This window comes from Marivibrio sp. (assembly GCF_040218065.1).
Lineage (GTDB): Bacteria > Pseudomonadota > Alphaproteobacteria > UBA8366 > Aestuariispiraceae > Marivibrio.
On record NZ_JAVJQE010000005.1, the window covers coordinates 444,408 to 468,882 of the forward strand.

Annotated in this window: 20 protein-coding genes; 11 read left to right on the forward strand and 9 right to left on the reverse strand. The window is 68.2% G+C overall.

Features of this window, described 5'->3' with window-relative positions:
* Positions 1-69: 69 nt before the first annotated feature.
* The 3 genes from RIB45_RS04355 to RIB45_RS04365 all read left to right on the forward strand — a co-directional run bounded on the left by RIB45_RS04355 (position 70) and on the right by RIB45_RS04365 (position 3,439).
* A complete protein-coding gene (locus tag RIB45_RS04355; RefSeq protein WP_350049000.1) occupies positions 70-744 on the forward strand; it encodes a helix-turn-helix transcriptional regulator in 675 nt (224 codons plus the stop codon).
* 82 nt (positions 745-826) lie between these two features.
* Entirely contained in the window at positions 827-2,218 is a 1,392-nt protein-coding gene (locus RIB45_RS04360; protein ID WP_350049001.1) for a pyridoxal-phosphate dependent enzyme, read from the forward strand.
* 27 nt (positions 2,219-2,245) lie between these two features.
* Positions 2,246-3,439 carry a trans-sulfuration enzyme family protein gene (locus RIB45_RS04365; protein ID WP_350049002.1) on the forward strand — a complete coding sequence of 398 codons (1,194 nt, stop codon included), beginning with the start codon at positions 2,246-2,248 and terminating at the stop codon, positions 3,437-3,439.
* Between the two features lie 112 nt (positions 3,440-3,551).
* Here RIB45_RS04365 and RIB45_RS04370 read toward each other — a convergent pair whose 3' ends face one another.
* From RIB45_RS04370 to RIB45_RS04400, 7 genes are all read right to left on the reverse strand, one after another.
* Complete coding sequence (locus tag RIB45_RS04370) at positions 3,552-3,953, reverse strand: hypothetical protein (protein ID WP_350049003.1); 402 nt, start codon at positions 3,951-3,953, stop codon at positions 3,552-3,554.
* A 132-nt stretch (positions 3,954-4,085) separates the two neighbouring features.
* Positions 4,086-4,856, reverse strand: coding sequence for a capsid assembly protein (locus RIB45_RS04375; protein WP_350049004.1), 771 nt, complete (start codon positions 4,854-4,856; stop codon positions 4,086-4,088).
* Positions 4,857-4,888: 32 nt separating this feature from the next.
* Positions 4,889-5,158, reverse strand: coding sequence for a Bbp19 family protein (locus RIB45_RS04380; RefSeq protein ID WP_350049005.1), 270 nt, complete (start codon positions 5,156-5,158; stop codon positions 4,889-4,891).
* Positions 5,155-6,792 (reverse strand): portal protein, encoded by a 1,638-nt coding sequence (locus RIB45_RS04385; protein WP_350049006.1) that lies wholly within the window; start codon positions 6,790-6,792, stop codon positions 5,155-5,157. Before RIB45_RS04385 ends, RIB45_RS04380 begins: the two co-directional genes overlap by 4 nt.
* A gap of 3 nt (positions 6,793-6,795) precedes the next feature.
* Positions 6,796-7,014: a hypothetical protein gene (locus tag RIB45_RS04390; RefSeq protein ID WP_350049007.1), complete on the reverse strand. Its 219-nt coding sequence runs from the start codon at positions 7,012-7,014 to the stop codon at positions 6,796-6,798.
* A gap of 101 nt (positions 7,015-7,115) precedes the next feature.
* Complete coding sequence (locus RIB45_RS04395; protein WP_350049008.1) at positions 7,116-7,529, reverse strand: hypothetical protein; 414 nt, start codon at positions 7,527-7,529, stop codon at positions 7,116-7,118.
* Complete coding sequence (locus RIB45_RS04400) at positions 7,522-7,911, reverse strand: hypothetical protein (protein WP_350049009.1); 390 nt, start codon at positions 7,909-7,911, stop codon at positions 7,522-7,524. Before RIB45_RS04400 ends, RIB45_RS04395 begins: the two co-directional genes overlap by 8 nt.
* Positions 7,912-8,221: 310 nt before the next feature.
* Here RIB45_RS04400 and RIB45_RS04405 point away from each other — a divergent pair, with 310 nt between their 5' ends.
* Both RIB45_RS04405 and RIB45_RS04410 read left to right on the forward strand, forming a co-directional pair.
* Positions 8,222-8,848, forward strand: a complete 627-nt coding sequence (locus RIB45_RS04405) for a S24 family peptidase (RefSeq protein WP_350049010.1) — start codon at positions 8,222-8,224, stop codon at positions 8,846-8,848.
* A 38-nt stretch (positions 8,849-8,886) separates the two neighbouring features.
* Positions 8,887-9,729, forward strand: a complete 843-nt coding sequence (locus tag RIB45_RS04410; RefSeq protein ID WP_350049011.1) for a branched-chain amino acid aminotransferase — start codon at positions 8,887-8,889, stop codon at positions 9,727-9,729.
* A gap of 8 nt (positions 9,730-9,737) precedes the next feature.
* Here the strand turns inward: RIB45_RS04410 and RIB45_RS04415 are convergent, their stop codons facing one another.
* Entirely contained in the window at positions 9,738-10,016 is a 279-nt protein-coding gene (locus tag RIB45_RS04415) for a DUF6460 domain-containing protein (RefSeq protein WP_350049012.1), read from the reverse strand.
* 117 nt (positions 10,017-10,133) lie between these two features.
* On the opposite strand from RIB45_RS04415, the gene RIB45_RS04420 reads away from it, so the two are divergent.
* Positions 10,134-10,439: a hypothetical protein gene (locus tag RIB45_RS04420; protein WP_350049013.1), complete on the forward strand. Its 306-nt coding sequence runs from the start codon at positions 10,134-10,136 to the stop codon at positions 10,437-10,439.
* 73 nt (positions 10,440-10,512) lie between these two features.
* On the opposite strand, the gene RIB45_RS04425 is transcribed toward RIB45_RS04420, so the two are convergent.
* The gene (locus RIB45_RS04425; RefSeq protein ID WP_350049014.1) at positions 10,513-12,099 is read right to left on the reverse strand and encodes a lysine--tRNA ligase; all 1,587 of its coding nucleotides are present in this window, start codon (positions 12,097-12,099) and stop codon (positions 10,513-10,515) included.
* A gap of 144 nt (positions 12,100-12,243) precedes the next feature.
* On the opposite strand from RIB45_RS04425, the gene RIB45_RS04430 reads away from it, so the two are divergent.
* From RIB45_RS04430 to RIB45_RS04450, 5 genes are all read left to right on the forward strand, one after another.
* The gene (locus RIB45_RS04430; RefSeq protein WP_350049015.1) at positions 12,244-15,003 is read left to right on the forward strand and encodes a helicase C-terminal domain-containing protein; all 2,760 of its coding nucleotides are present in this window, start codon (positions 12,244-12,246) and stop codon (positions 15,001-15,003) included.
* A 140-nt stretch (positions 15,004-15,143) separates the two neighbouring features.
* Positions 15,144-16,136, forward strand: a complete 993-nt coding sequence (msrP, locus tag RIB45_RS04435; RefSeq protein WP_350049016.1) for a protein-methionine-sulfoxide reductase catalytic subunit MsrP — start codon at positions 15,144-15,146, stop codon at positions 16,134-16,136.
* A gap of 517 nt (positions 16,137-16,653) precedes the next feature.
* Positions 16,654-22,905: a FecR domain-containing protein gene (locus RIB45_RS04440; protein ID WP_350049017.1), complete on the forward strand. Its 6,252-nt coding sequence runs from the start codon at positions 16,654-16,656 to the stop codon at positions 22,903-22,905.
* A 484-nt stretch (positions 22,906-23,389) separates the two neighbouring features.
* Positions 23,390-23,758 (forward strand): helix-turn-helix domain-containing protein, encoded by a 369-nt coding sequence (locus RIB45_RS04445; RefSeq protein WP_350049018.1) that lies wholly within the window; start codon positions 23,390-23,392, stop codon positions 23,756-23,758.
* Between the two features lie 256 nt (positions 23,759-24,014).
* Positions 24,015-24,389, forward strand: a complete 375-nt coding sequence (locus RIB45_RS04450) for a helix-turn-helix domain-containing protein (RefSeq protein ID WP_350049019.1) — start codon at positions 24,015-24,017, stop codon at positions 24,387-24,389.
* The last annotated feature ends 86 nt before the right edge of the window (positions 24,390-24,475 follow it).

Below are 24,475 nucleotides of genomic sequence, written 5' to 3' on the forward strand. Positions count from 1 at the left end.
AGATTTTTCTTTACAAAACGATGCGCACGACCTCTTCCTTTATGCAAGAAAATTCTTTAGGAAAGAGTCATGATCGAACCCGACCCGCGCCCGCAGGATCCGGCGCTCGCCCGCAGCCCGGCGCATACGCGGCGGCGTATCCGCGCGCTCCTCAAGCGCGGCGGCGCGCAGCGGGCGGACGATCTCGCCGGGGCGCTGGGGCTTACCGCCATGGCGGTGCGTCAGCATCTCTACGCCATGGCCGACGCCGGCGAGGTTGAGAGCGCGCCCGCCCCGGTCGCCCGCGGCCGGCCGGCGAAGCTCTGGTCGCTCACGCCGCGCGCCGACGCCTTTTTTGAGGACGGTCACGCCGATCTCGCCGTCGGGCTGATCGCCAGCCTACGCCGGGCGCTAGGCGATAAAGCGATGGACAAGCTGCTGGCCGAGCGCGCCGCGCAGCAGATCGACCAGTACAGGGGCCGCCTTGCGCGCTTCAAGACCTTCAAGCGCCGGCTTCAGGAGCTGGCCGCGATCCGCGCCGAGGAAGGCTATATGGCCGAGATCGCTCGGGACCCCGCCGACGGCGCTTGGCTGCTGGTCGAGAACCATTGCCCCATCTGTCATGCGGCCGCCGCCTGCAGCGGGCTGTGCGCGATGGAGCTGGAGGTCTTCCGCGGAGCGCTGGGACCGTCCGTGCGGGTCGAGCGAACGGAGCATATCCTGGCGGGCGCGCGGCGTTGCGCTTATCGGGTGACGCCGGTCTAGCCGCGCCCCCCTTTCAGCAAAGCCCGGAAAGGCTTAAACAGGGGGCGTCCGTCGCTTGCCCTGTCGTAGAAAGACGCCGCCCATGACCGCTCCCGATCTCCGACCGCCTTATCCCGACGTCCTGTCCATGATCGGCAATACGCCGATGGTGGAGGTGAAGAGCCTCGATACCGGCCCGTGCCGGCTGTTCCTGAAGCTGGAGAGCCAGAACCCTGGCGGCTCGATCAAGGACCGCATCGCGCTCTCCATGATCGAGGCGGCGGAACGCGAGGGCCGCATCAAACCCGGCGGGACGATCATCGAGGCGACGGCGGGCAACACGGGCCTCGGCCTGGCGCTGGTGGCGGCGCAGAAGGGCTATAAGATGAAGCTCATCATCCCCGACAAGATGAGCCAGGATAAGATCTTCCATCTGAAGGCCTTGGGCGCGGACGTCACCATGACCCGCTCCGACGTCGGCAAGGGCCATCCGGAATATTACCAGGACATGGCGGAGCGGATTCAGAAGGAGACGCCGAACTCTATCTGGGTCGACCAGTTCTCCAACCCCGCCAATCCGGAAGCGCATGTGAAGACCACCGGCCCGGAGATCTGGGCGCAGATGGATCACGACCTCGACGCCGTCGTCTGCGGCGTCGGCTCCGGCGGGACGATCTCCGGTCTCGGACGCTATTTCGGCGAGGTGGCCCCCCATGTCCGCATGGTCCTGGCCGACCCCGAAGGCTCCGTCGTCGGCGAGGCCTCGCAGACGGGCGAGGTCCCGGAGGAGGTCGGCTCCTGGCTGGTCGAGGGGATCGGAGAGGATTTCATTCCGCCCAACTGCGACCTGTCGCTGATCGCCGACGCCGTCTACGTCTCCGACAAGGAAGCTTTCCACGCGGCGCGGGAGCTGGTGCTGAAGGAAGGGCTGCTGGGCGGCAGCTCCACCGGCACGCTGTTGGCCGGCGCGCTCGCCTGGTGCCGGCGTCAGACCGAGCCGAAGCGCGTCGTCTCCTTCGTCTGCGACACCGGCAACAAATATCTCTCCAAGGTCTATAATGACGCCTGGATGGTCGACAACGGCCTGATGGAGCTGGAGAGCCACGGCGATCTGCGTGATCTGGTGGTCCGCCGCGCCGATCGCGGGCAGCTCGTCACCTGCAAGACCAGCGAGACGCTGGCCACCGCCTACGGCCGCATGCGGATGTTCGACGTCAGCCAGATCCCGGTGACGGAGGAGGGCGGCAAGTTGGTCGGCCTGGTCGACGAAAGCGACGTCCTGCTGGCCGCGCACGAAAACCCGGACGCCTTCCAGGCCGCCGTCACCGACCACATGGTGGAAAATCTGGAAGTCGTCTCCTCGGGCGACGGCCTGGACGATTTGCTGCCGCTGTTCCGCAGCGACAAGGTGGCGATCGTCATGGACGGCGATCGGCTGTTCGGCCTGATCACCAAGGTCGACTTCATCAATCATCTGCGCCGGCGCGGGCGCTGAGCGAGTCGGTAAGAGGACCTGAGCACAATGGACGGCGACGCCCGCAACACACCCCCCCGCAACAAACCCCACGGCCTCTCCACCCGCGGCATCCACGCGGGCCAGAACCCGGATCCGACGACGGGCGCGATCATGACGCCGATCTACGCCACCTCCACCTACGTCCAGGACAGCCCGGGCGAACATAAGGGCTATGAGTATTCGCGCAGCCAGAACCCGACGCGCATGGCGCTGGAGGCTTGCGTCGCCGATCTCGAAGGCGGCGTGAAGGGCTGGGCCTTCGCCAGCGGCCTGGCCGCCATGGGCACGATCCTGGAGTGCCTGGACAGCGGCGACCACGTAATCGCGATGGACGATCTCTACGGCGGCAGCTACCGGCTGTTCCACGACGTGCGCAAGCGCTCTGCCGGCCTCTCCTTCAGCTTCGTCGATCTGAGCGACCCGGCGAAGCTGGAAGCCGCGATCACGCCCGAGACCAAGATGATCTGGGTCGAGACGCCGACCAACCCGACCTTGAAGTTGGTCGATCTGGAGGCTGTCGCGGCGATCGCAAAAAAGCACGGCCTCGTCACGGTGTGCGACAACACCTTCGCCTCGCCTATCGTGCAACGGCCGCTGGAGCTTGGGATCGACGTCGTCGTCCACTCGGCGACGAAGTATCTCAACGGCCATTCCGACATGGTCGGCGGCGTCGTCGCGGTGCGCGAAGAGAACGCCTTCGCCCAGCGCCTCGGCTATCTGCAGAATGCGGTCGGCTCGATCCTCGGGCCGTTCGACAGTTTTCTCGCGTTGCGCGGCCTGAAGACCTTGGCGGTCAGGATGCGCCAGCACTGCACGTCGGCGCAGGCGGTCGCGGAGTATCTCGACGCGCATCCGAAGATCGAGCGTGTGATCTATCCCGGCCTCGCCTCCCACCCGCAGCACGAGCTCGCCGCGCGCCAGATGACCGGCGGTTTCGGCGGCATCGTCACCGCCTACATCAAGGGCGGGCTTGAGGAGAGCCGGCGCTTCCTGGAGGCGACCGAGCTGTTCGCGCTTGCCGAGAGCCTGGGCGGGGTCGAGAGCCTGATCGAGCATCCGGCGATCATGACCCACGCCTCGGTGCCGGCGGAGAACCGTGCGGCGCTTGGAATCTCGGATACGCTGGTGCGGCTTTCGGTCGGGATTGAGGATCTCGACGATCTGCTCGCCGATCTTGAGCGGGCGCTCGACGCGGTGTGAAAGGGCGGAGCCGGCCGCCCGATCGCTCGGACGGCCGGCCCTGACGGTTCGCACTGCAGGAATTCCGTGTTCTTCGGCGCCTCCTTCGGTTGCAGGGGTCGGGCGGTCGGGCTCAGCCGTACAGTCGTCGGAAGCCCTGGCTCACCTGATCGACGACGGCCGGATCCTTGTCGCGCCAATAGCGCGGATCGCGCATCAGCCGGCGCAGGCTCTCCTCGTCCGGATGGCGGCCGGCGGTCGGATCGGCCATCGGCTCGCCGGCCGCGCGCGGATCCGCGGGCCCCGGCGTCGTCGGCAGACCGTCGGGTCCGTCGTTCTCGGTCAGGGGACGGAGCATCGTGTAGAACTCCGGTCCAAAAGCCTTCGAGAGAAGGCTCGCGACGCGCGGCGTGATGATTCGATCGAGCTCGTGACGCTCGGCCGGGCTCAGCGTCAGCAGCCCTTCGGCGATGGCCGAGAGGCCTTCGCCGGTCGGACCGCCGGAGGGGCTGGCGGTTTGCGGGAACTGTTCCATCGGTGCTTCTTCACTCCTTCCTAGGTTTTGAGACAACGGCGCGGGGCCTCGCGTGCACGCCCTCGCGCCGTCGGGGACGCGGTCGGCCCGCCTGGGGAAAGCCGGGCCGCCGCCGATACCCGAGACGGCCGATCAGCCGTTCGGATAAAGCCGTTTGAAGCCGTCGCTCACGTCGCGCAGGATCGTCGGGTCGCGCTCCCGCCAATAACGGGGATCGCGCATCTTTCGGCGCAGCTGCTCCTCGCTCAGTGTTGCCGGCGGCTCCGCCTCGTTGAGCGGGGCCGGCTCCTCCTTGCGCTCCATCATGCGATGCAGCGCGAGGACGCCCTCATAAGATGAGGCCAGCGCCTTGTAGGCGTCGTCGGGCAGCTTTCCCGCGGCCCAGCGCTTCAACTGGCGGCGCATTTCCGCCCAGCGCTCCGGCCCGCCGAAGTGGGCTTCGAGCTTCGCCCGGTCGCCGGCGCTTGCGGCCTGGGCGGTGAGACGCTGCGCGATCGGGCCCAGCACTTCCGCGGCGAGATCGTAGACCAACTGCGCCTGACGCTCGGAAAAGCCTTCGGCGTGCAGCAGGGCGTTAACCTCCGGGTCGAGCTGAACCAATCGAGTGTCGACCTCGAGGCGGTACTCTTCGGGTCGGGCGGGGACGCCCTGGTCGGCGACGGGGGCCGGCTCGCCGGCCGAGAGCCGGCGCTCCAAGGCTCGGTACGACTGGATCAACGCGTCCAGGCGCACCGCGCCGCGCGCTGCGTCCCAGAATTTCTCCGGCAGATCCGCCGGCTTGGCGGCGGGCGGGGCGAGGGCGGCGGCGCCGTGCACGGCGCCCGGCGGCGCGCCGGGGGGCGGCGGGCTGGCGGCGCCTGCGGCGTCGGACTTCGGGTCGGTCGTCGGATCGGGGTCAGTCATCGGGCTTTTCCTTCAGGTCTGCAAAGGCGGCGTCAAACGCGGACGTCGGGGGCTGTGCGCCCGCGCTCGATCAAGCCGCAGATGGCGTGGTACAGGCGGCGCTGGCCCTCCAGATCCCGCAAGGCGGCCGCATCGGCGTCTGGGCCCAAGGTTCGCTCCACGGTCACGCGGGCGAGATGGGCCAGAGCCCGTTCGCCGTCGGGACCGCCGAAGCAGCGCGCGAAGGCGATCTCCGCCGCCCGCCTTTCGGCGGCGGCGGACTCCGCGTCGGGGGCGCGGTTGGGGTCGAAGGCGCGGGTCATCGCACGGGCTTCGCGTCTGCGCCGTCCACGCCCGGCGCCGTCGCGGCCGAGACGGGCGCCGGAGTCGCCGCGGCGGTCAGGCTTTGGATCACCCCGGTCAATGGGTTGGCGGCGCCGGGGTCCGGCGTCGACGCCGCGCGGCCGATCGGCGCGCCTGCGCGCACGGCGGCGGTCTCATCCGGCGTGCGCAGCAGATGCTCGGGCACGTCCAGATGCTTGGCGAGCCAGCGGGCCGCCGCCGGGGCGTCTAGCACCGCGATCGCCTCCGGCCCCATCGCCTGGATCATTTCGATCCACTGCATGGCGTTCTGGGTTTCGGCTTTCTTCCGGTGGCGTGCGATCGGCGAGACGATCTTAAGATCGATTTCGCGCCCGTCGACGCGCAGGGGCGGGATCTCGCCGCGCCGGCGCAAGATGGCCAGCGCGCGGCGAGCCAGCGGGACCATCAACTCGCTCTGCAGCCGGCCGTAGGTGGCGCCGAGGATTCGGGCCATCTCCGCCGACCTTTCCAGCACCTCGGTGGCGGTCATTTTCGGGGCGTCGACCTGCCCCAGGCGATCCGCCAACAGACCGTGGCGGATGCGCGTGCGCACATCCTCCAGCACCAGCTGCGAGACGTCGAACTCCCCGGGCGCGGCGAGCGGCGTGAGGCCTGACGAGCCGACCGCCTTGGGGATGATCGTGCCCGGGGCGAGCTTGACGGTGGCCGGGTTGAGCACCCCGTCATCGTCCGCCTGCCAGATGCCGGTCACTGCGATGGTGGCGTTTTTCAACACCAGCTCCACCACCTTGTTGGCCGTCTTGACGTCGGGGAGCACCTTCATCACGGGCGAGCGGCCGTAGGTCTCTCCCGGCGCCTTCATCCAGCGGAAATTGACGAAGGGGGAGGCTTCGAAGCGCCCTTCCGCCAGCACGTCGCCGCCATCGGGGCCGTCGGCGGTCTGGAGGATCGCCGCATATCGATAGCCGCGCGGCCCGTCGGGGGTCACCGCCTCCAGCACGGCGTAGCGGGCTTCCCCGTCATCTTCTTCGCCGGTTCGCGCCGTCTCGGGCAGGGGGGCGGCTGGAAAGCGGGCGCTAAGCTGGGTCTCGGTCAATTCGGCGCGTCGGAAAGTGGCCTCCAGGGCGCCGGTCGCCCCCTCCTCGAACACCGCTTGCCCGACCGGCACGGCGGTGAAGCGGAACGCGCTTCGCTCGCCGAGATCGGCTTCCTCGAACATCAGGCTCGCAGTGCCTGCGGTAACCAGATCCAGATAGCATTGGTGGATCTCGACCGCGAAGTTGGAGCTGTCGAAATGCGCCTGCAGCAGCGCGGAAATCTCCTCCAAGGGCTCGGCCGTGGACTGGCTTTGTTCCGCGGAGAGGTCGGAGCCCGGGACGAGGTCGAACCACCGCGCCCAGGGCGGCGTCAGTTCGGCCATCAGGGAGGCGGCCAGCTGCTCCACCGCGTCGGGCGCGGTGGAGTCGAAGAGCCGGTCGGTCTTCTTGGCGCCGGGGGTCGTCCGATCGAGCGCCCCATCGCGCTGGGGAAGGGCGTAGGCGTAGCACTCGCGCCAATGATCCTCCCACGCGCTGCGACGGGCTTTCGCCCGCTCGTAGCGCCGGGTCAGCTGGTCTGGGGTGACTGGCTGCATCGCTTATTCCCCGAGCTTCGTCTTGGCCCCGGTCGCGCTTGCCGCGGAGGCGGCGGGCGCCAGGGCGCCTTTGGCGCTGGTCTCGATCGTGCCGGAGCGGCCGCGGCGACGGCGCGCGATCGCCTCGAGGCGCGCTTCACGCTCCTTCTCTTCGGGGTCGATCGCCGCCGGCGTCGTCGTCGGCGGCGGCGGGGGCGCGGGAGCGCTGAATAGTCCGCCCATAGCGGGTCTCCTTTCCGGGTCTCGGCGTCCGCCATGAGACGGACATATGTTCAGGAAATGTACTTTCCTATCGGATGTGAATCACGATGGTTGTGAAATGTTCATTTGTCAACCATAGATTCGTTCAAGCGAGAAATAAATCGGAACAATCCGATCGGTGTGAGAACAAAAAGCGGTTGAAGGCCGAGCAGCCGAAGTGTGAGTTCCACGCAGGTGAAGGGCCGCATGGCGCGTTTGCGGCGCGGGCTCCTGCGGTCGGCCGCAGTTGGAAGGATGCGGTCGCCACGCCGCACCGCGGCGCGCAGCAGACGAACGAGGGCCGGCCCGTCGAGGGAGGAGACGACCACCCGGTCGGCCAAGGAGTCGACGGCCAACCAGCCGCTCGGATCCGGTAAAAGCACGAAGCAATGCCGAAAACCGCGCGGCAGAAGCCGCATCCAACGAATCCCCGTGCGGTCGCTGAAGACGACCAGGGCCACGCGAGGCGGGCTGTCGGACGCGCTGACGTTATTCATGAGCGCCCCCCGATCCCGCGCTCACCAACCCCTTGGCGACGAGCGGCGGCTCCAACCGGGCCAATGCGGCGCGCCAGGCGCGCAACTGCGCGCGCTCCTCGGGCACGCGGGGATCCGGCAAGCGTTTGTTCCGCGCGCATTGGAACAGAACGGCCGCCTGATCGCGCGTGAGGGCGCCCGTGCGCAACAGCCGGGCTGCGACGTTCACCACGTCGCGCGGATCTCCGGCGCGCTGGACGACGCCGCGCCCGGCTCTGGCGCGCGCGCCGGCCAAGGTGCTGTCATACCGTTCGACGGCCCAAAGCCAGGCTTCTTCGACCGTTGGGAAGGGCTCGCCCGGAGGCTCTTCAGTGGGACGGGGAGAGAATCGAGTACGCGCCATGCCGGTCTCCTTGACTGAGCGGCGGAAAGGCGCGAAGAACACGGAATGCGAGCGTCAAACGACTAAGTACCCGCTATTCTAATGCGAGTCAATCGAAAATCGGACTTAAGATTTATAAAAAAGAACATAAAAAATACAAAAAATAGCTCCATTCAGGGAAATGCGCGCCACCGCCCCTCAGGGGAACGGGAAAAGCTTGAGCCTTTCGAATTCACCGCTAGAGTAAGCGCCGAGTATGGGGGGCTCCACACTCTTTGTTCACATCGGCTAGGCCTGCGGCCCGGTCGTTCGGGGACGGACGGGCGGATTCATGCGACACGAGGATATCTGGCGCGGTATCGACCGCTTGGCGGATTCGCGGGGGCTTTCGGTCTCCGGCATGGCGCGCAAAGCGGGGCTCGATCCCACCACCTTCAACCGCAGCAAGCGCATCGCGGCCGACGGAAAGCGACGCTGGCCGACGACGGAGAGTCTGTCGAAAATCCTGGACGCCGCCGAGGCGTCGCTCGGCGATTTCGTCGCCTTGATGCATGACGGCGCGACGGGGGTCGCCTACACCATTCCGGCGCTCGACGCCGCCGACGCCGCGCGCCCCGACATGTTCGACGAGGACGGCTTTCCGATGGGCGCCGACTGGGGCAAGGTTGATTTCCCGGCGCTCAGCGACAAGGACGCCTTCGGCCTGTTCGTGGAGGGCGACGGCTTTGCGCCGGTCTACCGAGACGGCGATCTGCTGGTCGTCTCGCCGCACGCCAGCGTGCGGCGCGGCGATCGGGTCCTGGCCAAGGACAGGGCCGGCGGAATTATGATCCGCCAGCTTGTAAGGCAGACCGCCCATCGCATAGAGTTCGCCGCCGTCCATGCGCCCCACGACGAGGAGACGGTGATGGCGCAGGAGATCGCCTGGATGTCCCGCATCATCTGGGCGCAACAGTAAAGAAGATCAGAACAGTTGCGGTGTTGGAGGAGTTGGAGATGCCCACCGGTTACACCTACGTCGATGGATCCTGGCGGGATATGAACGACCCGCTCTTCACCTCCAACTGCCACGGCGTCTGGCTCTCCTCTTTCATCTTCGACGGCGCGCGCGCCTTTGAGGGCTGCACGCCCGATCTCGACCGCCACTGCCAGCGCACCGTGGACTCGGCGAACGCGCTCGGCCTCGGCCAGCCGATGGCCGCCGGCGAGATCGAGGAGATCGCGCGCGAAGGCGTCGCCAAGTTCGAGGCGGGGGCCGAGCTGTACATCCGCCCCATGGTCTGGACAGACGGCGGCTTCGTCGCCCCGGATCCCGAGACGGTGCGCTTCGCGTTGACGGTTTACGAAATGCCGATGCCGGGCGACAAAGGATTCACCGCCTGCCTGTCGACGCGCCGCCGTCCCGCGCCCGACATGGCGACGACCGACGCCAAGGCGTCCGGCCTCTACGCCAACGCCGGCCGCGCCATCCGCGAGGCCAAGGATCGCGGCTTCGACAGCCCGGTGATGCTGGATCCGCTCGGCAACGTCGCCGAGTTCGCGACCGCGAACCTGTTCCTAGTGAAGGACGGCGTCGCGATCACGCCGGCGGCGAACGGCACGTTCCTCAACGGCATCACCCGCCAGCGGGTGATCAAGCTGCTGCGCGAGCGCGGTCAGGAGGTGGTCGAAGGCCGGGTCACGCCCAAGGATCTCTTGGAGGCCGACGAGATCTTCAACACCGGCAATTACGGCAAGCTCATGCCGGTGACCCGCTACGAGGATCGCGAACTGCAGGCCGGGCCGATCTTCCGCATGGCGCGGGAGCTTTATTGGGAATTCGCGCACGCGGGCAAGTAGCGCCCGGCTCAGTCCTTCCGACGCCGGCCGGACAGCGCGTTCACCACCGTGACGATCAGCCACAGCGGCACGACGATCACCGCGCCGAGGACGATGTATTCAGCACTCCACTCCAGGAGTTCGGTCGCCTTGTCGAAGACGGCGGCGACCGTTTCTCCGAAATTGTCGAAGATGTCCTGCGGGCGGATCTCGAGCCAGCTCAGCACCACGCCCACCAGCAAGCTCACCAGCGCGAGCTTGAGGACGGTCTTCATCACGGTCGCGGGATCGGGCGCTTTCACGCTCATCGGTCTGCCTCGTTCGGCTGTCGCATCTTCGCCTGAGGCTTCGGCGTAGCCGAGCGCGCGGCGGAGCGCAAGGGCGCGCGCCTCGCAAGCTGGGCCGTCGGGTCCTATATCCGCCCCATGAGACGAACGGTTTTCCTCGCCGCCGCGGCGCTCGCGCTGCCGCTCATTCTCCCGGCCCGGGCCGAGGAGCCCGGCTACGGCGCCGGCGGCGCGTCGGTCGGCCGGCCCGGCGTCTCGACAAGCGTGGGCGGGCCGGGCGCCGACGGTCCCCGGGCCGCGCCCTACAGCGCGCAGGTCCGGCCCGACGAGAAGGGGCGACAGAGGATCGACGATCGGATCGACGAGACGCTGGAATCCAGCCGCCGCCTGCGCGAGCGCGCGCAGCAGGAGGCGGCGGGTCTGACGCCGAGGCCGGCGGACTAGACCCGCGTCCGCGCCGCCGCCGCGCGGAACCGGTCCGGCCGAGCCGGCGCCAGGACGCGAGGCGGGACGCCGCTCACGCCGCCGACAGATCCTCGCCCCGGAGCGCCCGGTCGATCAGCGCGATCGTCTCGTTCAAGCCGTAGAGCGCAAAGAAGCTGCCGATGCGCGGGCCCTGATCCTGGCCCAGCAGGATCTGGTAGAGCGCCTTGAACCAATCGCGCAGCGGCTCGTAGCCGTGGCGCTTACCGATCTCGTAGATCTCGGTCTGGATCGTCTCGGCGTCCGCGTCGGCGGGCAGCGCCGCCAGGCTCTCGCGCAGATCCTCGAGCGCCGCGCGGTCGCGCGCGTCGGGCGCCTTATAGGCCTTATGCGGCTTCACGAAATCCTGGTAGTAGCGGATCGCATGGCCGACGAGGCGGTCGAGCGTCGGGTCGTGCTGCGGGCTGGCGTCGGGCGCGTAGCGGGTGATGAAGCCCCACAGGACGCTCTTGTCCTCGCTGTTGCAGACGGCCGCGAGGTTGAGGAGGATCGAGAAGTTGAGCTTCGGCTTCTCCGCCGGCGGCGCGCCTTCGTGGATGTGCCAGACCGGGTTCTCCAGCCGCTTTTCCGCCGGCTCTTCGTCGAACTTCGACAGAAACGTCAGATAGTCGTCGACGGTCTTCGGGATGACGTCGAAATAGAGCTTCTTCGCCGTCTTCGGCTTCTGGAACATGAAGAGCGCCAGACTCTCATTCGGGCCGTAGGCGAGCCAATCGTCCATCGACAGGCCGTTGCCCTTGGACTTCGAGATCTTCTCGCCCTTGTCGTCCAGGAACAGCTCGTAGGTCAGCGTCTCCGGCGTCCAGCCGCCCAGCGCCTGGCAGATCCGGCTGGACAGCCGCACGCTGTCGATCAGATCCTTGCCCGACATTTCGTAGTCGACGCCGAGCGCATGCCAGCGCATGCCCCAATCCGGCTTCCACTGCAGCTTGCAGCGCCCGCCGGTGACCGGCGTCTCGATCTCCTCGCCGTCGGCGCGGCGATAGACGATGGTTCCCTTCTTCGCGTCGGTGGCGATCACCGGAACCTGATAGACCTCGTCTGTCTCCGGGTCGACCGGCAGGAAGGGGGAATAAGTCGCCTTCCGCTCGTCGCGCAGGCTGGGGAGCATGATCTTCTGGATCGCCTCGTACTCCTCCAGCACGCGGATCAGCGCCTCGTCGAAGCGCCCGGAGAAGTAATAGTCGGTCGAGCTCGCGAACTCGTACTCAAAGCCGAAACCGTCGAGGAAGGCGCGCAGGCGGGCGTTGTTGTGATGGCCGAAGCTCTCATGCGTGCCGAACGGGTCGGGGACCTTGGTCAGCCGCTTGTTGAGCGCCGCCTGCAGCTGCTCCTTGTTGGGGACGTTGTCCGGCACCTTGCGCAGCCCGTCCATGTCGTCGGAGAAGGCCAGCAGCTTGGTCGGAATGTCGCTCATCAGTTCGAAGGCGCGGCGCACCATGGTGGTGCGCAGCACCTCGCCGAAGGTGCCGATATGCGGCAGGCCCGACGGGCCGTAGCCGGTCTCGAACAGGACGTAGCCCTTCTCCGGCGGGGTTTTCTCATAGCGTTTGAGGATCTTGCGCGCCTCCTCGAACGGCCACGCCTTCGCCTCCAACGCCATGTCCCGGAGCGTGCTCATCGTCTTGTTCGTCCCTTTGAGAAAAGATGCCGAGGCGTCGTCAAACCCCCGGAAAAGCGGGCCGGACACTAGGCGCGGGGGCCGGGCGCGTCAACTGGCGCGCGGCTTGAAGCGGCGGGCGGAATCGCGCCCAATGCGCCCACTATGAGCGCCGCCGTCCAGACCCGTTTGCATCTGCCCCCCGCGCCCGCGCTCGTCGCCGGGGTGCGCGAGGCCGCGTGGTTGAGCGAGGAGGGCGAGATCGAGCGCCTCGCGCCGCAAGAGGCCGCACGCCGTCTGCGCCGGACGGACGCCGTCTATTGCGTCCATGCGGGCGCGACCGCCGCGCGCGTCGGCGGGGAGCGCCCCTCGCGCGCCTTCGATCTGCTCGAGCTCTTCGCCTTCACCTGGCCGGCGCGCTTCTGCGTGCCGACGGTGCGGGGCCTCGCCGAGGCGCTGGACCTGCCGCGGCCTGAGAGCGTCGAGGACGCGCCGACCCTGCTGCTGCGCGCCGCCCAGACGCTGCTGGCAGAACTGTCGCGCCGCGCGCAAGCGGGGGAAGACGCTCAGGCCCCGCGCGTCGCCGGCGCGATGGCGCGCGGCGGCTGGCTGTGGGGGCCGGCGGTCCTCGCCGCGCTTGGGGAGGGGGAGGAGGACGTGATGCTGCGGGCCGCGACCTCCGGCCTCGACGTCTGGCGGCGCTTGAAGGAATGGTCGGAGCAGGCGCCGCCGCCGCCCGCCGGCGACCGCGGCGTCGACCCGCAGGACGCCCGCCGGCGCCTCGCCGAGCTTCTGGGCAGTCAGTCCGAAGAGCGGCCGGGTCAGGCGGATTACGCCAGCGCCGCGGCGGAGGCCTTCGCGCCCAAGATGGCGAGCGGCGCGCCCAACATGGTGCTGGCCGAGGCGGGCACGGGCGTCGGCAAGACGCTGGGCTACATCGCGCCGGCGAGCCTGTGGGCGGAGAAGAACGAGGCGCCGGTCTGGATCTCCACCTACACCCGCAATCTGCAGCATCAGATCGACGCGGAGCTCGACCGCCTCTTTCCGGACGCGCAGACCAAGGCGAATCGCGTCGTGGTGCGCAAGGGGCGTGAGAACTATCTGTGTCTCCTGAACCTGGAGGAGGCGGCCGCCGGCGTGCAGGTGAACGGCGTCGACGCCGTCCCGCTTGGCCTGATGGCGCGCTGGGCGCAGGCGACGCGCGACGGCGACGTCACCGGCGGCGACTTTCCCAGCTGGCTGACCGATCTGCTGGGCGCGCGCCGCACCAGCGGGCTGACCGACCGGCGCGGGGAGTGCGTCTACACCGCCTGTAGCCATTATAAGAAATGTTACATTGAGGCCGGCGTGCGCAAGGCGCGGCGTGCGGATCTGGTGGTGGCGAACCACGCGCTGGTGATGGTGCAGGCGGCGCGCGGGACGCTGGACCTCGGCGGGCGGACGACGCGCCTCGTGTTCGATGAGGGGCATCACGTCTTCGACGCCGCCGACGGGGCTTTTTCAGCCTATCTCTCCGGCCTCGAGACGGCGGAGCTTCGACGCTGGATCCGCGGGAACGAAGGCCGCGCGCGCGGCCGGGTGCGGGGCCTGAAGGCGCGGGCGGAGGATCTTCTGGGCGGCCAGGAGGCGGCGGCCGAGGCGCTGGAGGCGCTGCTGGACGCGGCCCGCGCGCTGCCGGGCGAAGGCTGGCAGATGCGCCTGAAGGAGGGCCGACCCCAGGGCGCGGCGGAAGCGTTCCTCGCCGCCGTGCGCGATCTGACCTACGCCCGCGCCCACGGCCGCGACGGCCCCTACGGCCTTGAGATCGAGGCGGCCGAGGTCGGCGAGGCGGTGATGGAGGCGGCCAAGGCGCTGAAGTCGAAGCTCGACCGCATGATCGCGCCGGCCAAGACGCTGCGCGACCTGCTGTACAGCCGCCTGGACGAGGAGGCGGACGAGCTCGACGGCGCGACGCGGGTGCGGATCGAACAGGTCTGCCGATCCCTCGACCATCGGGTGGGGGACAGCGTGAAGGCCTGGGGCGACATGCTGCTCGCGCTCGACGGCGACACGCCGGCCGCCTTCGTCGACTGGTTCGCGGTCGAGCGGATCGACGGCCGCGACATAGACGTCGGCATGCGCCGACACTGGATCGATCCCACCATCCCCTTCGCCGAGACCGTCGCGGGGCCGAGCCACGGGCTGCTGGTGACCTCCGCCACCCTGACCGACGGCTCCGGCGACGTGGAGGCCGACTGGCGCGCGGCCGAGCAGCGCACCGGCGCGGTCCACCTGCCCGAAGGCGCGATGCGCGCCCGCGCGCCCAGTCCCTTCGACTATCCGGCGCAGACCCGCGTCTATATCGTGAACGACGTGCGCAAGGACGATCTCGATCTGGTCGCCGCCGCCTATCGGGAGCTGTTCAAGGCGGCGGGCGGCGGGGCGCTCGGCCTCTTCACCGCGATCAGTCGGCTGCGCGGGGTTCACCGGCGCATCGCCGGTCCCTTGGAGGAGGCGGGGCTGACGCTTTACGGTCAGCATGTCGACGCGCTCAACCTGCCCACCTTGATCGACATCTTCCGGGCGGAGACGGACAGTTGTCTCCTCGGCACCGATGCGGTGCGCGACGGGGTCGACGTGCCGGGCGACAGCCTGCGCCTCCTCGTCTTCGACCGGGTGCCCTGGCCGCGGCCCACGATCCTGCACAAGGCGCGGCGCAAGCATTTCGGGGCGCGGGCCTATGACGACCTGCTCACCCGGCTCAAGCTGAAGCAGGCCTTCGGGCGTCTCGTGCGACGCGCAGGCGATCGCGGGGTCTTCGTCCTCCTCGACCCGATGATGCCGAGCCGTCTTACCGGCGCCTTTCCGGACGGCGTCGAGGTGCAGCGCGTCGGGCTGGCCGAAGCGGTGCAGGGCGCGCGGGCGTTTCTGCGCCCCGGCGGCTGATTGCGACGCCTGAGCGCGCGCCGCGGCGGCTTTCCCCGGGCGTCACCGAACCGTGATCGGGTTTGACGCGACGCGGGCGCGGGCCAACTCTATATCGTCAGGTCGATGGCGACGATCGGTCGAACCGGAGAGGACGTGCGATGTTGATCAAGGTGAAACGCGGCTGGGAACTGCCTGAAAGCGCCGCGACGGATGAGCGTTACTTTCATCAGCGCCGCGCGCTGGCCAAGACGCTGGCCGCGGGTCCGTTGATCGCCGCCGGCGCCGGGTTGGGCGGCGGCTTGTTCGGCGCCGGGCGCTCGGCTCGGGCGGCGCAGGATCCGACCGCCGATCTCTACCCTGTCCCGCGGAACGAAACCTACACGGTGGATCGGGCGCTCACCGAGGAAAGCGACGCCGTCTCCTACAACAATTTCTACGAATTCGGCAGCAACAAGGAGATCGCCGACAAGGCGCAAGCGATGGAGATCCGTCCCTGGACGGTCAAGATCGACGGGCTGGTGGAAGAGGAGAAGACCCTCGACATCGACGACCTCATCCGATCCATGCCGCTGGAGGAGCGGGTCTACCGCTTCCGCTGCGTGGAAGCCTGGGCGATGACCGTGCCCTGGTCGGGCTTTCCCTTCGCCGAATTGGTGAAGCGAGCCGCGCCGCTTTCGGGCGCGAAGTACATCCGCATGGAGACGCTGGCGGACGAATCCGTGATGCCGGGGCTGGAGAGCAGCTGGTATCCCTGGCCCTACACCGAAGGGGTGACGATCGAGGAGGCGACGAACGAGCTCTCCCTGCTCGTCACCGGGCTTTACGGCAAACCGGTTCCGAAGCAAAACGGCGCGCCCTTGCGGCTGATCCTTCCGTGGAAATACGGCTTCAAGTCGATCAAGTCGATCGTGCGCTTCACCTTCACCGACGAGCGGCCGGTCAGCTTCTGGGAAGAGCTGCAGCGCAGCGAGTACGGCTTCTGGGCCAACGTCAATCCGCAGGTCGACCACCCGCGCTGGAGCCAGGCGAGCGAACGTCTGCTCTCCTCGGGCGAGCGCGTGCCGACCCAGCTCTTCAACGGCTACGGGGAGTACGTCGCCGACATGTACAAAGGGCTGGAGGAAAAGTACGGCGACCGTCTCTATCGCTGAGGCGCGATGGGGCTTTCGGGCGAAGGCGGCGCGTCGGCGCCGCCTTTTTCTTGCGCGCCGTCGCAAATCGCTATAGGTGTGATGATCGTCACAGGGCCGCCGATTTCCGGTAAGGAAATTAGGCGGCCTTTTAGTAAAAATTCCGTCAAATTGTATTTAAAACTTTGTAATCCTTGTCTTTTTTGTTTGGCAGGGAGCGCATTCCCCGTGCCATAATGCGGTTGGGAGCACTCGGGTCCGATGCGTCCAAGCGCGTCGCGGCCAGAAGGCGGCGGTGCGGACGGGCCGAGTGTATGGGGCGCTGTAGATTGCGAGGTGTGCTATTAGCTCGCCCACACCAATTCACGGCGCTGCCGAAGTACAAACCTTCGATCAGTCGCCCAAGTCCGGCGCCGGTTCCGGCGGAGAGACCCTGTTCGTCCAAGCGGGCGACGCAGGCGATCCCGTTCTGCTGCCTCAGGGCAACGAGGCGCTGAAAGGCGACTTCGCCCGGGAAGGCTTCGATCTGCACATCGACTTGCCGAGCGGCGATACTATCGTCGTCGTCGATTTCTACGCCGGCGGCCCCGACGCGTTGCCGACGCTGACCACCGAGACCGGCGCGCGCCTGTTGGGCGACACGGCGGCGAAACTGGCCGGCCCGGAGACCGCCGGCCAGGTCGCGCAGTCCGGCGGCGTGACGAGCGACGCAGCCCTGGGCGAGCCGATCGGCTCGGTCGACGCTATGAAGGGGACGGCGACCGTCATCCGCGCCGACGGAACCGAAGAGCCGTTGGAAGCCGGCTCCCAGATCTTTGAGAACGACACCATCGTGACCGGGCCGGATTCCGCGCTGGGCGTGCTGTTCGTCGACGACAGCACGATGTCGATGGGCGGCGAGGCCCGCCTCGTGGTCGACCAGATGGTCTATGACGACAGCACCCAATCCGGCAATCAGCTGTTCGACGTGGTGCAGGGCGCCTTCGTCTTCGCCTCCGGCCACATCGGCAAGGCGAACCCGGAGGATGTGGAGGTCCGCACCCCGGTCGCCACCATCGGCATCCGCGGCACTAAGTACGGCATCGACGTCGGCGCGCAGGACGGCGAGACCGCGGTCACCCTGTTCGAGGGCGCGGTCGTCGTGCGCAACGCGGGCGGCGAGCAAGTGCTGAGTTCCGTCGGCCAGACGACGCGGGTCACCGGCTTCGAGAGAGCGCCGGGCGAAATCGAAATGATGGATCCGCTGGAGCAGGCGCGCGTCTTCGGCGAGGCGATCGCCTACTCGCCGACCCAGCCGCCGCTGGAGGAGTCCGGCGAGGGCAATAAGGATCCGACCGACGGGGATCAGGCGCTTCTTGACGAGGCGGCGCTGGAAGAACTCGCGGAGCAGTTGAACGACCTGGAAACCGCAGCGGGTCCCAGCGGCGCGATCGCCGCCGTGACCAAGAGCGCGGCTTTCCTGCGTCTCATGAGTCAGCTGCTCGAAGGCGGCTCCGGCGATCTGTCCGGCGTGCTGACGGCCGATACGAGCAATGACAACAACCCGTTCGACACGGGCGTCGACGAGGGCTCGAACGCCAGCGGGACGCTCGACGGCGACGACGCCGGTCCCGGAAGCGTCGCGGACGGCGGCTCCGATGCGCTTCCGGGCGGCTCGATCAGCGGCTCTTACAGCTATAATTTCGATCCCAACGATCCGGTCGTCGGGTCCGTTTCGGGCGGCTCGGGCGTCGACCTCTTCACCATCAGCATGGCGTCCAGCGCCGTGCCCACCGGCTGGACCGTCAGTCAGGACTCCAGCGGCCAGGTGGTCATCACGGAATCGAACGGCACCGTGATCACCATGGACGATGTGGAGGAGCTCGGCCTCGACCTCGGCTCCGGCTCGGACAGCGTCGACGTCGGCGCGCTGGGCGACACGGACATCATCAACGAGACCGTCTATATCGACGGCGGCGCGGGCGACGATACGATCACCGCCGCGGATCTCGACAAGCGCCTGGTCGCCGAAGGCGGCGACGGCGACGACGTCATCACCGGCGGGGCCTACGCCGGCGGCGACGAGACCAGCCAGTACAGCGGGGACTATCTGTCCGGCGGCGCGGGCGACGACGTCATCATCGGCGGCGCGGGCGACGACGAGATCCTGGGCGGCGCGGGCGACGATGTGATCCGCTATGCGGTCGGCGACGGCGCCGACGTGATCGACGGGGGAGCGGGCGCGGACACGCTGGAGATCGTCTTCACGGAAGCCGACCTCGCGGACTCCGGCGTGCTGGCGGATTTGAAGGCGCTGGCCGCCGGCCAGCAAGGGACGTTCGAGGCCCTGGGAATCACGGTCTCCAATCTTGAGAGCGTCACGCTCAACGGTCCCTCCCCCGACCCGAGCGTCGCGGTTTCCTTCAGCATTGAGCCTGGCGTCGAAGACGCTCCGACCGATCTGACGATCTCCGTCGACGCGCCCGACAGCGCGGCGCTCAGCACAACGGTGACGCTGGCGGGCCTGCCGGCGGGCTACACGCTGGTGAACGCGGCCGGGGACGAATTCGCGGGCGGCGGCGACATCGCGCTTTCGACCGATCAGCTGGACGGCCTGCAGATCCTGGCGCCGGCAGACGCCTCGGGCGACTTCAGCCTGAGCGTCACCGCGGAGACGACCAACCTCTTGACCGGCGAGAGCGCGAGCGACAGCTCGGCGGCCGATCTCTCGATCGCCGGCGCAGCCGACGCCCCGAGCCTCGCCGTCGAAGACGCGGCCGGTGTGGAAGACGGGGAGATCGCGCTCGATCTCACGGCGCTCACGACGGACGCCAGCGAGACGCTGACGATCACCATCTCCGGGCTGCCGGACGGCGCCGCCTTGTCAGCCGGTACGGTGCAGCCCGACGGGTCCCTCCTGCTGACGGCCGATGAGTTGGACGGATTGACCCTGACGCCGCCGGCGAACAGCGACGTCGACTTCACCCTCTCCGTCGTCGCGACCAGCGCGGACGGGGCGAACAGCGCCAGCGTTTCCGGGGAGATCGCCGTCTCGCTTGCGGCGGAGGCCGACGCGCCCGTCTTGACCATCGGCGAGACCAGCGTCTCCGGCGTCGAGAACGGCGCGGCCATTCCGCTCGACATTCAAGCCGCGCTCACCGACATCGACGGCTCGGAGAGTCTGACCATCCGCATCGACGGTCTGCCCTCCGGAGCGACGCTGTCCGCCGGCCAGGTGCAGGCGGACGGATCCGTGCTGCTGACGGCGGAGGAGCTTGACGGCCTGACGCTGACGCCTGCGCCGGGCAGCGACGCCGACTTCACGCTGAGCGTCACCGCGACCGCGACTGAGGCGGACGGCGGCGACGCCGCGGTCGCGACGGGGTCGATCGCGGTCGACGTTGCGGCGTCTGCGGCCGCGCCCGCGCTGACGGTCAACGACGCGGCCGGGTCGGAAGATCAGGCGATTCCGCTCGATCTCACCGCGGCGGTTCAGGATTCAGACGCGCTCACCATCACCGTCACCGGCCTGCCCCAGGGCGCCAGCCTTTCGGCGGGCCAGATCCAGCCGGACGGCTCCGTCATCCTGACGGCGGCGGACCTCTCGGGCCTTACCGTGACGCCGCCGGCGAACAGCGCCGCCGACTTCGATCTGACCGTCACCGCGACGGCCAGCGACGGCGGCGACGCGCAGAGCGTGCAGAAGACGCTGAGCGTCAGCGTCGCGGCCGCTGCGGACGCGCCGAGCGTCACCGTGTCCGACGTCTCCGGCGCCGAGGCGCGCGCGGGCGACGACGTGCTGAACGGCACGTCGGGCGCGGACCAGCTGACCGGCGGCGGCGGCGCGGACACGTTGACCGGCGGGGCCGGGAACGACGTGTTGATCGGCGACGGCGCGAACGGGGCCGCCTCAGTCTCGCTGGCGCTCGGCGCGCAGCTCGGCGCGGATCTCGACGGGTCGGAAAGCCTGACGGTCACGCTCGCCGGTCTGCCGAACGGCGTGGTGCTGACCGACGCGTCGGGCGCGGTTTACGACACCGTCAGCTTCACCCCGGACCAGCTGCAGGGCCTGCAGGCGATCGTGCCCGCCGGAACCGGCGACTTCACGGTCAGCGTCACGACGACCGTTACCGACGTCGACCCCGACGGCGGCAGCGACAGCGCCAGCTTCACCGACAGCTTCACCGTCACGATCGATCAAGGCGCGGGCGCGGGCGACGACGTGCTTGACGGCGGGACCGGCGCGGACACGCTGATCGCGGGCGACGGCGACGATTCGCTTTCGCTCACGGTCGATCCGGACGCGGGCCAGGACGTGGTCGACGGCGGAACGGGCGCGGATGCGCTGACGCTGACCGTCGGTCCGATGGACCTGCTGGACGCCGACATCGTCTCCGACTTGATCGACCTCGCCGACTGGATCGCGAGCGGTCCTGCGGCGAATGAGGAACGCTTGTTCGAGAGCCTCAGCCTCAAGGTCCAGAATGTCGAGAGTCTGACCATCCTCGATCTCGACGGGCAGAGCGTCAGCGTCGAGGCGCTTCGCACCCAGGGGGTGGTGATCGAAGGGGGCGACGACGCCGATCAGCTGACCGGCGGCGCGGGCGACGACACCATTTCCGGCGGCGGCGGCGATGACGTGATCGAGGGCGGCGCCGGCGACGACGTGATCGACGGCGGCGACGGCGATGATCAGATCGACGGCGGCGACGGCGGGGACAGCCTCTACGGCGGATCCGGCGACGACGTATTGACCGGCGGCGGTGAAGACGATGTGATCAAGGGCGGCGACGGCGACGACACCTTGACCGGGGGCGGCGGCGCGGACCGGATATCCGGGGACGCGGGCGACGACCTTGCGACCTTCTCCTATTCGGCCGACGGCCCCGGCGCCAGTTTCGACGGCGGCGACGGCTACGACACGCTGCGCATCGAACTGAACTCGGGCATGGACCAACTCGACCAGGCGATGGCCGACGTGGCGGCGGCGATCAAGGCGGCGAAGCTTGATCCGGACGCGTTGCAGACCGTCGACAGCCTGGGCCTCAGCTTCGAGAATTTCGAGGACGTGCAGCTCTACGTCGACGGGCAGGAGCAGACCTTCGCGCCGACCGTCTCTGGACTGCAGCCGCTGGATATCGACACCGACGCGTTGTTCGCCGGCGTCCAAGTGGCGCGCGACGTCGCGATCGACGACGCGGACAGCCCGACCTTGATGCAGGCGAGCGTCACGATCTCTTCGGGCATGCAGTCCGGCGATGCGCTGACGATCGAGGAGTCGGTGCTGGAGGCGACGGGCCTCACGATCCTGTCCGCCGGCGTCGACGGCGATGGAAACTTCACCCTCACCTTGGGCGGGGACGCGCCGGCGGCCGCCTACGAAGAAGCCATCGCGGCGGTCCGGCTGATCAACGACGACGTAGCGCCCACGCCGGGCGCCCGCGAAATTTCCGTCCGCGTGACCGACGACGACGGCGTCGCCTCGGCGCCGGCCACCGCGGGCGTCGACGTCGATCCGGCGGCGCCCTCGCTGAAGGACGCCGACGCGGCCGACAACGATACGGTCGCCTTCGTCAGCGAGGCGACAGGCGACGGCGCGGTGGTCGAGGATTTGGCCGAGTACGCGGCCCCGCAGACCATGACGGAGACGCTGAGCCTGACGGTCGCCAAGACCGGCGTCGGCTCCAACGGTCAGGGTCAGGGCTCGAACGGCAAGTTCGAAGTGGTGATCAACGGGGTCTCGCTCGGCGTCTTCACCGCGACGGTCGCCTTGGGTCAACTCGATAATTGGCAGACGATCGACATTCCGGGGATCGACGTCACGGAGGGAGAGACCCTCGACATCGAGATCAAGGCCTTCAACCAAGCCTCCAACGTGCTGGTCAACCGGGTCGAACTGGGCGATCGAGTGTTCGAGGCGGAAAGCGACGCCGACTCGCTGACCGGGTCGATCGAAGACGGCTATGTCGCGCTGCAAGGCGGCTCTGTCGGGTTCTCTATCGCGACCGCCGCGCCGGACGGCGATGCGTTCGACAGCTGGCTGCTTGAGACGGCCGGCGGCGAGCAGGCGTTGGACGAGGAGGATCTCGGTCAGTTCTTCGACGGCGTGGATATGGGCGACGGTCAGGATTGGGTCGCTGCGGCCGAGGGCGTCGAGCAGGCGCTCAATGTGAATCTGTCCGGCGACGTCTGGACCGGCGCGGAACATGTCGCCGGCGGCCGGGGCGACGACGTGTTGGTCGGCGACCAGGCGGCGAACATTCTGGCCGGCGGCGACGGCGACGACCGCATCGTGGGCGAGGGCGAGGACGACCTGCTGCTCGGCGGGGCGGGCGACGATACGCTAGAGGTTTCGGGCGACGATCTTTCGGGGATGGGCGGCTCGGTCGATTACGGCGATCGCGCGGACGCCCTCGACCAGGCGTTCGACGCCAACAGCGCCGACGGTCTCGACGGCCTCGACGGCGGCCGCTCCGGAATCGACGGCGGCAGCGGCTACGATACGCTAAAGCTGGCCGGCGCGCCCAGCGACGGATCGATCGACGGCGAAGACGTCGAGGCCGTGACCAACATCGAAGCGCTCGACGTCTCGGAGGCCGAGGGCGTCGTAGACGTCAACCTCAGCCTCGACGACGTGGTTTCCATGACCGACGAGGACAACGAACTGACGATCCTCAAGGGTCAGGACGACACGGTGAAGATCGGCGACCAGGAATACGACGCCGGGACGCATCAACTCTCGCTCGACGGTATGTCGATCACCTTGATCATCGCCGACGATGATCAAGGAACGACGCCGGACAGCGCCTGACCCCTCAGCCGCCGCCCGACTGCGGCGCGCTCGCGCCGACGTGACGCCAAGGCCGCCGCCCCGTTCGGGCGGCGGTCTGCGTTTGAGTCCCGGCCGCGATAAAGGCGATTTCGGCGCTCGTCATGGTAAGCGTTACGAGCTAAAAGCCGCTTATCAGTTGTTTTATTTTTGTACCAATTCATCGGAGATGTATCTGCGTTCCTCCTTGTGTCCCTCTTGCGCGCTGCGGTAGGATGCTCCGCTCGCGTAAGACGTGCAGAGCTTTCGGCGCGATTCATCGGCGGGCGGACAGAGCGATTTCGGGGCTTGTGCCCCGTTTCACGAAGCGGAAACCCAGCGCAGATCGCGTCTCTGGAGGGAGGCGCGAGCCGTCTGATCGAAGCAGGACGCCGAGCGGCAAAGGGGGGTGGCGGCGTCTTCTGCAAGGTCCGACGCGCGGCGGCGTTGCGCACGCCCTGCGCATGCGTATCAGGAGGTTAGGAGTATGCCGCATCCGACCGATGTGCATGTAGGTCGAAAGGTTCGCGACGCGCGGGTCGCGAAGGGGATGAGCCAGACCGAACTTGGCAATCTCTTAGGGGTGAGTTTTCAGCAAGTCCAAAAATACGAAAAAGGCACGAACCGTCTCGGCGCCTCGCGCCTTTGGGCGACGGCGATCGCCCTTGACCTGCCGATCCCTTATTTCTTCGAAGGGCTGGAGGGCGGGCCCAAGCCCGCAGAGATGGAGCAGGCGGAGTTGTCCCGAAAAGCGATCGCCACGGCGGCGAAACTCCACAAGTTGAGCAACGAAACCCTTCGGCGACAGATCATCGGCCTCATCGATTCGGCGTTTGACGCCGAAGAGGAGCGCTGACGGTCCCGGCGGCGCAACCTTACGGGGAAAGGACCCCGCGAGACCGGGGACGGGGGTGACAAACCCCGCGGAATGACCTACTCTCGATTGTGGTGCCGGCGTGCGGGCCTACGTCGCCGTTCGGGCGTTGCGCGGGCGTCTTGGGTTGAGGGCGTCGCGCCGTCGGCGCCGATCGGCGCGACGGTCGGCGGCGCGGTCCGCGCGTCGGGCCGCGCGACGGCTGGCCGACGACCGCACAATGAGCGAGGAGCAAAGCATGCCGCATCCCACCGACGTCGCCGTAGGCGCTCGCGTGCGCGAACTCCGCATTCGCGCCGGCCTTTCCCAACAGTCGTTGGCTGAGCGCATCGGGTTGAGCTTCCAACAAGTCCAAAAGTACGAAAAGGGCGCCAACCGAATGGGCGCCTCCAGGTTGATTCAGATCGCCTCCGTTTTGAACGTCCCTGTGGAGGCCTTGTTTCAAGGGCTGGAGACCAGCGACGCGGCCGCCCCGGAACCGGAATCGAGCGTGCTTGATCGGGACGCCGCCAAGGTGGCGCGGGATTGGATCCGCATTCAGGACAGCGGCACGCGCGAGATCGTGCGGGATATGATCCGGACTTTGGCGCGAACGGGCCCCGCCTCCGGGTGAGGCCAAGCGCGTCGCGCCCCGCGCCGATCCGACCGGACCGAGGCGCGCGACAGGATCGCGCGCGGCCCTCTAGCGTGTTCCACTAG

Excerpts from the sequence above, each read along its gene's own strand:
- RIB45_RS04355 (WP_350049000.1), top strand. The coding sequence starts at position 70 with ATGATCGAACCCGACCCGCGCCCGCAGGATCCGGCGCTCGCCCGCAGC.
- RIB45_RS04360 (WP_350049001.1), top strand. The coding sequence starts at position 827 with ATGACCGCTCCCGATCTCCGACCGCCTTATCCCGACGTCCTGTCCATG.
- RIB45_RS04365 (WP_350049002.1), top strand. The coding sequence starts at position 2,246 with ATGGACGGCGACGCCCGCAACACACCCCCCCGCAACAAACCCCACGGC.
- RIB45_RS04370 (WP_350049003.1), bottom strand. The coding sequence starts at position 3,953 with ATGGAACAGTTCCCGCAAACCGCCAGCCCCTCCGGCGGTCCGACCGGC.
- RIB45_RS04375 (WP_350049004.1), bottom strand. The coding sequence starts at position 4,856 with ATGACTGACCCCGATCCGACGACCGACCCGAAGTCCGACGCCGCAGGC.
- RIB45_RS04380 (WP_350049005.1), bottom strand. The coding sequence starts at position 5,158 with ATGACCCGCGCCTTCGACCCCAACCGCGCCCCCGACGCGGAGTCCGCC.
- RIB45_RS04385 (WP_350049006.1), bottom strand. The coding sequence starts at position 6,792 with ATGCAGCCAGTCACCCCAGACCAGCTGACCCGGCGCTACGAGCGGGCG.
- RIB45_RS04390 (WP_350049007.1), bottom strand. The coding sequence starts at position 7,014 with ATGGGCGGACTATTCAGCGCTCCCGCGCCCCCGCCGCCGCCGACGACG.
- RIB45_RS04395 (WP_350049008.1), bottom strand. The coding sequence starts at position 7,529 with ATGAATAACGTCAGCGCGTCCGACAGCCCGCCTCGCGTGGCCCTGGTC.
- RIB45_RS04400 (WP_350049009.1), bottom strand. The coding sequence starts at position 7,911 with ATGGCGCGTACTCGATTCTCTCCCCGTCCCACTGAAGAGCCTCCGGGC.
- RIB45_RS04405 (WP_350049010.1), top strand. The coding sequence starts at position 8,222 with ATGCGACACGAGGATATCTGGCGCGGTATCGACCGCTTGGCGGATTCG.
- RIB45_RS04410 (WP_350049011.1), top strand. The coding sequence starts at position 8,887 with ATGCCCACCGGTTACACCTACGTCGATGGATCCTGGCGGGATATGAAC.
- RIB45_RS04415 (WP_350049012.1), bottom strand. The coding sequence starts at position 10,016 with ATGAGCGTGAAAGCGCCCGATCCCGCGACCGTGATGAAGACCGTCCTC.
- RIB45_RS04420 (WP_350049013.1), top strand. The coding sequence starts at position 10,134 with ATGAGACGAACGGTTTTCCTCGCCGCCGCGGCGCTCGCGCTGCCGCTC.
- RIB45_RS04425 (WP_350049014.1), bottom strand. The coding sequence starts at position 12,099 with ATGAGCACGCTCCGGGACATGGCGTTGGAGGCGAAGGCGTGGCCGTTC.
- RIB45_RS04430 (WP_350049015.1), top strand. The coding sequence starts at position 12,244 with ATGAGCGCCGCCGTCCAGACCCGTTTGCATCTGCCCCCCGCGCCCGCG.
- msrP (WP_350049016.1), top strand. The coding sequence starts at position 15,144 with ATGTTGATCAAGGTGAAACGCGGCTGGGAACTGCCTGAAAGCGCCGCG.
- RIB45_RS04445 (WP_350049018.1), top strand. The coding sequence starts at position 23,390 with ATGCCGCATCCGACCGATGTGCATGTAGGTCGAAAGGTTCGCGACGCG.
- RIB45_RS04450 (WP_350049019.1), top strand. The coding sequence starts at position 24,015 with ATGCCGCATCCCACCGACGTCGCCGTAGGCGCTCGCGTGCGCGAACTC.